Below are 9,311 nucleotides of genomic sequence, written 5' to 3'. Positions count from 1 at the left end.
GTGTAGTCGTAGCCAGCGACGGTGAGCGTGTTGGGCAGCCGATCATCGGCCGCGTCGAAGCACCAGCCCAGCGCGCCGCCGCGAATCCAGCGGCCTAGGCGGGCGCGCATGCTGTTGCCGGCGCCATGGGGGCCTCCCACCGGCAGCAGCTCGTACACGCTGGTGAGGTGGCGCAGTTCCCAATCGGCGCCCAGCACCGTGTCCACGGCCATCTCCAGCGCCGAGACCTCGGCCGGCTGCAGCGGCAGGTTCGGATCGCTGATCAACGTCCTGATCCACTGCACGAGGAACGAGCACAGCTTGGGCGTCACCGGCCATTGCATCGGGTTGATGCCACTGGGCGTGTTGGGCAGCAGCTGCAGGTAGGTGCCGCCCATCAGCCGCACCGCGATCTCCAGGCCCCGGTCCTTATCGAACACGAGGACGCGCGGCGGAAGCGGCAACCGGCGCGAGAGGATCAGCATGGCCGCCTCCCACGCCGTCTTGCCGCTGCGGGTGCGGCCGGTGATGACGGTATTCCCGGGTAGCGGCTGGCCGAAGCTGTCCTCGTTCAACGGCGAGGCGTGGAACGAGATGTGGATTACGCTGCCTGAGGGCGAGCGCACGTTCATGATCGGCGGCCCCCAGACATTGCCGCTGGGCTTGCCGCGGTAGAAGCCGTGGCCCGAGGTGAGCGCACCGAATGCGCGGGAGGAAATCCAGGCCTCGCGCGTTCGGCGCTTGAGGTTGCCTGGGGCCTGGGCCAGCCACGCGCTGTCGGCAAGCATGTCATCGCGCACCATGCGGATGCCGGTGGTTTCCATGACAGTGCCGACCGCGCGCTCGCCGGCGTGCTTGGCTTCGTCCAGAGAGGCAGCCAGGACAGCGACGGTCAGGAAATGCTCGCCCCAGCCCAGCACGCCTGCACCTACCTGGTCGATGGCCTCGCGCAGTGCTTCGATCTGCGATTGCACCTTGTCGCCGGCAGCTTCCAGCTGGCGCAGCTGCAGGTCCATCGTCTTCATCGCCGCGCGCCGGGCTTGCGGCTTGAAGGACTGCGCCTCGATGTACTCCAGCGACTCGTATAGGAGCCCGGTCAGGAAACCGGGCTCTACTTCATCTGGGTATTCCTGCACGGCCAGCACAGCGGCATAGCGGCTGTCGGCAATGCCAGCGAGCTCCACTACGCCGTCGTTTGCCGACAGCCGCACGGCGGGCAACCGGCGGTGCAGCGGGCCGCGCCCGGCGAGCACCGGCATCCACTTGCCGTTGACCAGCAGCGAGGCAACCTCGGCCGGGCGCGAGTAATCGCGGCCATCGCGCCGCTCGTTGCCCAGCAACTTCGGCGAGAAGTCGTGGAGCATGCGCAGCGTGCTGACCGTGCGCTCCTGCATCACCTGCAGGGCGTCGCGCTGGTCGCGCTCGATCTGCGCGCGGCTGCGGTGCGTGCTCGTCGCGCGCGGCTGGTAGACGATGGCGATGAAGATGCGGTTGTTCAGGAACGGGCGCTTGCTCAGCAGGCCCGTGACGGCCTGATCCAGCACCTGGGCATAGCCGCCGCCGCGCACGGGCGGCAGGTACACGTCCTCGTAGAACTGCGTGCGCCAGTAGTAGACGGCGAAGTCCTCGCTGAACGTTGCCAGCCACGCGCACAGCGCCATGTGCAGCGCCAGGATCTGCTCAGGGCTGGCGGTTTCAAACGGGACCGCCTCCAACTCGAAAAATCTGACGTATCCGCCCCCGCGCGTGGCCAGGTCGTGCTCTGTCAGAAACGAGCTGTACGGCAGCATCGCGGACAGCGGCACCTCGCGCTCAGCCGCGTCCCAACGCTGCTTCAGGTCACCGAATCCAAGCATCGTCACGCCCTCGGTACACGGTGGCCGAATAGCTGCGGCAGCCCCACTTGCCGCTATTTCGGTGCAGGAGCTTCAGGCGCAGTGCCTTCATCAGCCGCATGAGCGCTTGGTCATCCGTGTAGGTGATGGCTCGCATGAGCATCAGCAGCGCGATGGTCACGAGCCCAACGGACAGCGCCACCTTCCAGCCCAGCGCCCAGCCACCCCAGAAGGTGAACACCACGCCCATGCCACCCACAGGCATGGCTGCTTTGAGCGGCATGCCGAACAGCATTGGTGGGCGGGTGGCGCCCTTGTAGATGCGTTCGAACATGGATGGTCAGCCGAGGAAGAAGGACGCGAAGATGGCCGCGCCGCCGATGAGAAGGCCTCCCCACAGCAGGTTGCTCAACGACCGGAAGTCGGCCCCCTGGAACAACACGCGGAAGCCCGCCCACACGACAGCGCCGGTCATCACGGCCAGTCCGGCACCGACAAGCCATGCAGCGATGGCGTTGGCCTTGCCGGCGATGTCTGGAAGGCCCGCGTGCGCCACACCGGGCAGCGCTGCAAGCGCCGCAGCGGTCACGAGAACTGACAGCGCGTCGCGATGCTGGCGGACGCGGTGGATGAGTTGGAGACGGCGGATCATCGTGATAGCTCCTTGGAAGCGACGGCAGGGATGGCAGCGGGAACATTCACAACGCGGCTCACATATCCGCTTGCGAAGCCCGCCTGGTGATTGCCGCTGTTGAAGCAGCTGAACGCTTGCCTCAGCGCGGCTTGGGGATCAGGAGATGGCGCGCGCCGGAAGCAGTCCAGCAGCACGGTTTGGCACGCGCGCAGGTTCGACGCCGGGTCGAACACGCTGACCTCATCCAGGCCGAGCCATGCGAAGTTGCGCACGTTGATCTGGCACAGGCCGGCGTCGAAGTCGTAGCCCTGCTGGCGCAGCGCGCGCGCGGTGTTGATCGCCTGAGCCAGCGAGCGCGGCTGGTGCTCCAGTCGGGCGCCGTTGACGCCGATGGCCAGGGGCTGGCGCTCGGACTCGTGCTCCACGACGCGCGCCACGGTGTTGGGGTGGATGGCCGGCGCGTGCAGTGCGGCCAGGGTCAGCAGCACATCGACGGGCAGCACGTCAGTGCCCCCCTTCGAAGCAAGTCACCGGGGGCTCAGTCGGCTGCAGCGCCAACCAGTTGGCGTAGTCGGTGTCGAACTGGAGGTTGACGTGCTCGCCGTACAGCGCGCGCGCCGGCTCGCTGTATTGCGTCACCGCCTGCGAGCCGTCCCCGGTGTTCGTCCAGATCCGTACCCAGGACGGGATGCCTTCGAACGCCACGTCGATGGCCAGGTTCTTCGTGCAGCCCGTCATCACCTGCCGTCCGCAGGCGTCCACCTCATAGAGCCCGTACTGCGGCGGGCACGCGGCAGGGCTGGCCGGCGCCAGCGTCACGCCCGGCGCGCTCGGGCACGACGGCCAGCACCGGCCACGCGCTATGCAGCGCAAGGCTTCTTTGACGTCGGGCACGCACTCGCTGATCTGTTGCCATGGCCCAGTAAGGCACAAGATGACTTTGCATCCATTGAATGCCGTTGCCGGCATGCAGACAGACACCCCCACCGCTGCAAGAGCAGCGGTTGCCACGAGGTACTTCATTTGGGGGTACTCCAGCGGTCTCAGCGCATGCGCTAAGGCAGCATTTTTCGCTAGATCAGCTCATTTGATGCGCCACTATAGGCAGCTGTGAATATGAACAGCAAATCCATTGCACGTTCGTTTGTATTTCGTTGTTTCGCTCAAGGAGCTCTTCGATTGGGCCCGAACTCTGTTGTTCGATAATTTCGTGCTTGTTATGCGAACCGGTTTGGGTTCTTGTCCTCAGGAGGAAACTTTTGGACGCTCTGGACTCCGGCGCTATGCACGAGGAGAGGCAGCACAATCGCGCGCCACTCCCCCTGATTTACATGGCAAAAAATCAGACGCCCGAAGTACCAAAAGGCGCATCCGAAATCACTGCTTGGTGTTTGCGCACGTTGCTTGATCGCCAGGGCGTAGTCAGGCACAAACAATGGGCCGTTGTTGCTGAGGTGCTTGAGCTCAGCCGCGCCCAGTCGAACCGCAAGCTTTCCGGAAGGCAACCGCTAACGCCGCCCGAGATCGAGTTGCTCGCGCAGCGGTACGGAGAGACATTTCTGCAGGTGATGGAGCTGGCACTTGTAGCCACCATGGAACCGGCACTGCTGGCCATTGACGACGTGAGATTGCAGTGCAAGGTGCGACTGCACCCAAAAACGTCATCGCCCCCGTTTGCTTCAGACTATGTGGCGCTGGGTGGACCGGGCCAATGGGTCGTTGTTCCGGCGTCGGGAGTCACTATGTCTGCGCGTGAAGTCGATCTGCTGTTGATGCAGCGCCAGTCGTCGCCTTCGGGGGCAGCCTGACTCCGTCTGTAGAGCGTGGCGCCCTCCCCTTTGTGCGGCTTATGGCTGGGCCTGAACTCAGGGACAAACCGTGGCAGATGAATTGAGCGCCAGCCCGACATTGCCGGCGCGCGCCACATTGGATTTTTTATCGGCAGGACCAAGTAACCCGCAGGCACTTTGCGACTGCGACTCAACAGTTCCGCCACGCGAATTCTGACCACTAGCTCGCATGGCTAAAGACACAGGTGTCAGCATGCGAGCCAACTGGCGCAAGACCCACCCCCGGAAGCGGAAGGCAGCTGAGTACCAAGTCGCGCTGACGCAGGCGAGGTAGCAGAAGTCGGCCAGCCAGATCGTGGCCGATCTACGAGCGAAGAAAGCGACCCTCGACGCTGAAGTGCATCAGCGGGCACTGACCGCCTTTGGCTCCAATGATTTCCCCTGGCGACTAACCGAAGTGCTGTATGGCCAATGAAATCGCAGTTCCCGACCTGACCCTTGCCTTGGGCATTGAAGTCGCTGACCTTGTGCTGATCGATGACTTGTTCGACTGGAGCATAAAGAAGGATGGGCACTCCTTCGTGTTCACGCACACGGAGAAACCAAGGCAAAAGCTGAGCTTCGACAGGCGACAGATGCTGGATGTGCGTGATGGCCCCGCTGGCGTGTTCGTCGCCAAGGATGTCAAGGGCAACGAGCACATGCTGCACTTCTACGGGTCAATCAGCCGCCATGAAGCGCGGCGACTGAACATCAATGACTACATTGACAACACCGAAGAGGTGGACGCCAACCCGCCGCCTCAGCCCACCGACGAAGAACAGGCTCATAGGTATTGGGCAGCAAGGGATGCGTATGAAGCCCAAAAGAACGAGCCATTTGACCAAGCCAGATGGAACAAGGAAATCAACCGGATGTTGATTGAGAACGCCGAGTTGATGCAGAAGCACATGCTCGCGCGCAATGCCGGTAAAGGCGTCAAGCCCATCCGCAAGGGGTAGCGCTGCGCAGCGCGGGTGGTATCGCGGCTTTGGCGCCACAACCGGGTAGAGGAAGGTAGAGCGGCGCTATGATGCCTCTGATTTCCCCAATTACCCAAAATTCTCGTGCCGAAAAAGACACCCAATCCGGACGCAGCCGAGTTGCTGGCCGGCAGCGCCGAGGCCCGCAACCGTCGCCTGGAGGATGCAGACATGCTCTCCACCGAGCAGGCGGCCGAACTGGCCGGTGTGAACCGCCGCACCGTCGCCATCTGGATTGAGCGCGGCAGGGCCATTGGCCTATCGCAGACCAAGCGCGGCTATCGCATGCCCCGATGGCAGTTCGACCAGCCGCTGTGGGACACGCTGCCGAAACTGTCAGCCGCGATGGGCACCACGGAAGGCTGGGCACTTCTTGCCTTCATTGAAACCCCCCTTGGTGCTCTGGACGGGCGCACCCCACGCCAAGCTATTGAACAGGGCGAAGCCGAGCGGGTGCTGCTGCTCGCTGAACACCACGGAGAGTCCTGATGCCTGCTCGTGTCCTGACCATTACCAACCAGAAGGGCGGCGTGGGGAAGTCCACGGTGGCCGTGCTCATCGCGCAGTACTTTGCCTACCGCGGCCTGCGCGTGTTGGCACTGGACTTTGACAGCCAAGGCGACTTCTCCAGGCCGCTGATCACCTCAGGCAAGTGCGTGGTTTCGAAGCTCACCGCCGACAAGGTTTTCACCGACCCAGGAGCTACTGCAGAGGATGCGCCCTTCGTGCTCATGCGCGAAGACAACCAAGTACTGAAGGATCTGGAGCGCCAGCCCGACCGCTACAACGAGTTTGCCAACAACGTGCGCCGCTTCATGCGCCGCCACGCCGAGGCGTTCGACTTCATCGTCATCGACACCAATCCAGCGCAGGACATTCGGGTGCTATCAGCGCTGGTAGCTAGCGACTTCGTGCTGGCGCCGATCACGCTGACGAAGGAAGCCCTCAGCGGCATCACCAATCTGTTCAACGATCCGCGCACCGGCATCCTTGCCGTCAAGTCCCACTTCAACCGCAAACTGGAATTCCTCGGAATGCTTCCAGTCATGGTGGACGAGCGCAACGCCATTGATCGCGAGTGCCTGGGTCTGCTGATGGGAGCACCAGCGTACCGGCAGCGACTGCTGACGTTCGTGGACGAGCCCACTTCCGGGCGCGATTTCTTGAAGCTCAAGCACCGCACGATCTGGCGCTCAATGCACGACTCCGGCGCAGTGCTGTGGGAGCTCAAGGGTGATGCCAGGGACGTCTGGAGCAGCGAAGTTGAGCCGGTGATGCAGCGCATCGCACAACTGATGGGAGCAGCCTGATATGGCCACCGCACAGAAACCCCGAATCACGCTGGACGGACTGGCGCCACTTCTGGACCTTGATCAACTGGACGACACCCCGCCTCGCGAGGAACCGCCGCGCATGGCGCTGGACCTCATTGACGAGGACCCCAACCAGCCACGCCAGGAATTCGACTCAGCGACGCTGCAGGAGCTGGCCGACAGCATCAAGGCCAGCGGCGGCGTGAAGTCGCCCGTGTCTCTGCGCCCTCACCCCACTGTGCCTGGGCGGTACATGCTGAACTTCGGCGCACGTCGGCTGCGTGCTTCACGGCTGCTGGGCTTGCCTGACATTCCGTACTTCATCGACCGGCAAGTGGACTCGTTCGACCAAGTAATCGAGAACGAGCAGCGTGATGGGCTGAAGCCGATGGAGCTGGCCCTGTTCATCAAGGCGCGGCTGGCAGAAGGCATGTCGCAGCAGGAGATCGCGCAGCGCCTGGGCAAGAGCAAGGCGCTGGTGTCGCAAGCCACGGCACTGATTGATCCTCCAGACTGCTTGATGGACGCCTACCGGTCTGGCCGACTTAGAGGGCTGACGGACGCCTACGAACTGCGCAAGCTGCACCGCGACTACCCCGAGGCCGTGGAGCAGTGGACTGCCGCGCAGAAGGAAATCACCCGCCCCGTCATCAACAGGTTCCGGGCAGAACTGGAAGCGCCGGCGGTGCAATCCGAGCCGGCACCTGTAGCAGTTCAAACGGCGCACGCCCAGCCGCCAGCGCCGACCGCACAGCTCGAAAAGGCAGCTTACACGCCACCTTTCAAGGCGGCACCGGCGCCAGTCGCTGCAGGTCAAACGGCGAAGCCAGCTGGGGCCGTCCTGGTGCTGGTGGGCGACTACAAGGGGCAGCCGCTGGAGTTGGATTTAAGCGCGAAGCCGCCCACCAACGGGCACATCTACGGGCGCCGACCGGGCAGCCCGCGCCGGTTGACGGTGCCCGCTGCGGAGGTAAAACTGGTCGGGTTCGCCGCTGAATAAGCAGGCATCCATGGGCAGTTTAGTCGCTAAACTGCCTTTTTTGTGCCACGCTTGCCTACACTCTCCCTCACGTGAACATGCTCCTTCATCCGATCTCTCTTAGGAAGCACCTTGAACCCGCAGCGGTTGCCATCCAGCGTAACTAGCATGCTTGCTGTCATGTAGTGGGAGCCCTGCGACACGGGAGAACTTAATGTCTGAGAAACGGCAGACGCTGAACGTGGACTTCGGCGAGCTGAAGGCGGAGGTCATCGAGGTGGCGAAAATCCAGGGCAGCCGCTCGGTTGGCGCCTGGATCAAGGAGCAGGTAGCGCTGGCGCTGCACGAGCACCGGGGGCATCCGGTGGCGGCGAGCACGGTGCGGGTGGCGGCGAACCGGAGGCCTGGGGCCGAGGTAGTGAAGTTCGGTGGCTACTTGACAGTGGAGCAGTCCGAGGCGCTGCGTGCGGCCGCTGCGGCCGAGGGGTTGTCGCAGATCGAGTACGTCGCAGCGGTTACCGAAGGCACGCTGGTGCCGCAGCGCCAGCAGGTGGTGGCCGAGCTGGGCGTGCTCAACACGGTGCTGCAGGCCATTGAGCAGGATTTGAGGGGCATGGCGCAGCGGGCGCATGAGCCGGCGGTAGCGGTGAAGCTGCAGTCCACGATGCGACTTGTCCGGGCACAGGCGCTGCGTGCAGCCGAGGTGCTTGACGATCTGTCTGCCACGCGGCGAACGGCAGCGCGGCGCGGAGGCGTCAGGTGAACCGCAACCAAGTTGATGCCCTGCTGGTGCAGCACGGGGCTGCCTTGTTCTGGCCCCGGGCCGTCATGGGAAAGATGGACAACGCCGGCAAGCTGCCGCTGCCCGATGGGCGAGGCGGTTCCAACGTCACGGCCGACGCGGTGCGCCAGCGCATCCGGCTGGTGGTGAGCCGGGCGCCGGTAGCAGTGGTGAAGATCACCGGCACGGCCACCGGCATGTCGGCCATCCGGGCGCACCTGCGCTACATCACCGAGCGCGGCGAGGTGCTGCGCGATGACCAGGGGCAGGAGTACCGCACGCCGGAGGACGTGAAGTTTTTTGGGGATCAGTTCCAGTACGCCGGGCCGCCGATTCCTACCGAGGGCCAGCAGCGCGAGTCGTTCCAGATCGTCTTCGACATGCCCCCCGGCACGCCGTCCGTGGCAGTGCGGGAAGCGGTGGCGAAGGTGGCCGCACGCGAGTTCGCCGGCCACAAGTGGGCCTTGGCCTACCACGCCCACCAGCGTCACCCGCATGTGCATCTGCTGGTGCGCGCACGAGGTCGGACAGCCCAGCGCCTGGACCCGCGCAAGGCGGACCTGCGGCGCTGGCGCGAGGATTTCGCGCAGGAGCTGCGTGCGCTGGGCGTGCCGGCGCAAGCGAACTCCTGGCTGGCCCGCGGCTCGGTGCAGCGGGTAGAGCCGCTGTGGCTCAAGCGCGCACGCGAAGCGGGCACGCTGCGCCAGGAGCCAATCCTGAAGGGCCGAGTCACCTCCCGTGAGCAGACCATGCACCGCGTTATCACGGCTTGGGCCTACTTGCACGCGGCGCTGGTGGAGTCGCCGGATGCGGCCGACCGGGCGCTGGCCGGCGAGGTCAAGGCGTTCGTGAAGGGCACGCCGATGATGGGGCACGTGGTCGGGCTGGAGTTGGAGCGGCAGCAGGACCTACAGCGCCAGCCCGCGCCACAGCCAAACATCGAGCAGGAGCCCGGCCCTGGGTGGTGAAAGTGGCTGC

General features: G+C 64.4%; 12 protein-coding genes. 7 read left to right on the top strand and 5 right to left on the bottom strand.

Translation table 11 applies throughout. The features are described from left to right. The 5 genes from H537_RS0112280 to H537_RS42570 form a co-directional block, all read right to left on the bottom strand. Positions 1-1,835: VirB4 family type IV secretion/conjugal transfer ATPase (locus tag H537_RS0112280; RefSeq protein WP_156901643.1), on the bottom strand; the 1,835-nt coding region annotated here is incomplete at its 3' end. Continuing rightward, complete coding sequence (locus H537_RS0112275) at positions 1,819-2,148, bottom strand: VirB3 family type IV secretion system protein (RefSeq protein ID WP_028998162.1); 330 nt, start codon at positions 2,146-2,148, stop codon at positions 1,819-1,821. The genes H537_RS0112280 and H537_RS0112275, both read right to left, overlap by 17 nt. Positions 2,149-2,154: 6 nt before the next feature. Then, positions 2,155-2,466, bottom strand: coding sequence for a TrbC/VirB2 family protein (locus tag H537_RS0112270; RefSeq protein ID WP_051242449.1), 312 nt, complete (start codon positions 2,464-2,466; stop codon positions 2,155-2,157). Then, positions 2,463-2,951: a lytic transglycosylase domain-containing protein gene (locus H537_RS42575; RefSeq protein ID WP_043458638.1), complete on the bottom strand. Its 489-nt coding sequence runs from the start codon at positions 2,949-2,951 to the stop codon at positions 2,463-2,465. The genes H537_RS0112270 and H537_RS42575 overlap by 4 nt, the downstream gene beginning before the upstream one ends. Before the next feature lies 1 nt (position 2,952). Next, positions 2,953-3,471 carry a hypothetical protein gene (locus tag H537_RS42570; RefSeq protein ID WP_169516994.1) on the bottom strand — a complete coding sequence of 173 codons (519 nt, stop codon included), beginning with the start codon at positions 3,469-3,471 and terminating at the stop codon, positions 2,953-2,955. Between the two features lie 236 nt (positions 3,472-3,707). Here H537_RS42570 and H537_RS50945 point away from each other — a divergent pair, with 236 nt between their 5' ends. The 7 genes from H537_RS50945 to H537_RS42555 all read left to right on the top strand — a co-directional run bounded on the left by H537_RS50945 (position 3,708) and on the right by H537_RS42555 (position 9,301). Next, positions 3,708-4,256 carry a helix-turn-helix domain-containing protein gene (locus H537_RS50945; protein WP_084150616.1) on the top strand — a complete coding sequence of 183 codons (549 nt, stop codon included), beginning with the start codon at positions 3,708-3,710 and terminating at the stop codon, positions 4,254-4,256. Positions 4,257-4,702: 446 nt separating this feature from the next. Further along, complete coding sequence (locus tag H537_RS0112255) at positions 4,703-5,239, top strand: hypothetical protein (RefSeq protein ID WP_028998160.1); 537 nt, start codon at positions 4,703-4,705, stop codon at positions 5,237-5,239. 105 nt (positions 5,240-5,344) lie between these two features. Beyond that, a complete protein-coding gene (locus tag H537_RS42565) occupies positions 5,345-5,749 on the top strand; it encodes a MerR family transcriptional regulator (protein ID WP_156901641.1) in 405 nt (134 codons plus the stop codon). Next, entirely contained in the window at positions 5,749-6,570 is an 822-nt protein-coding gene (locus tag H537_RS42560; protein WP_051242443.1) for a ParA family protein, read from the top strand. Before H537_RS42565 ends, H537_RS42560 begins: the two co-directional genes overlap by 1 nt. Position 6,571: 1 nt before the next feature. Next, complete coding sequence (locus tag H537_RS0112240; protein ID WP_028998159.1) at positions 6,572-7,573, top strand: ParB/RepB/Spo0J family partition protein; 1,002 nt, start codon at positions 6,572-6,574, stop codon at positions 7,571-7,573. A 193-nt stretch (positions 7,574-7,766) separates the two neighbouring features. Next, complete coding sequence (locus H537_RS0112235; protein ID WP_028998158.1) at positions 7,767-8,315, top strand: hypothetical protein; 549 nt, start codon at positions 7,767-7,769, stop codon at positions 8,313-8,315. Continuing rightward, positions 8,312-9,301 (top strand): relaxase/mobilization nuclease domain-containing protein, encoded by a 990-nt coding sequence (locus H537_RS42555; protein ID WP_051242441.1) that lies wholly within the window; start codon positions 8,312-8,314, stop codon positions 9,299-9,301. Before H537_RS0112235 ends, H537_RS42555 begins: the two co-directional genes overlap by 4 nt. Positions 9,302-9,311 lie beyond the last annotated feature (10 nt).

The organism is Azohydromonas australica DSM 1124 (genome assembly GCF_000430725.1).
Taxonomy (GTDB): Bacteria; Pseudomonadota; Gammaproteobacteria; order Burkholderiales; family Burkholderiaceae_C; genus Azohydromonas; species Azohydromonas australica.
The sequence above is the reverse complement of the archived record's forward strand: the minus strand, read 5'-3'. Positions and strand labels throughout refer to the sequence as shown.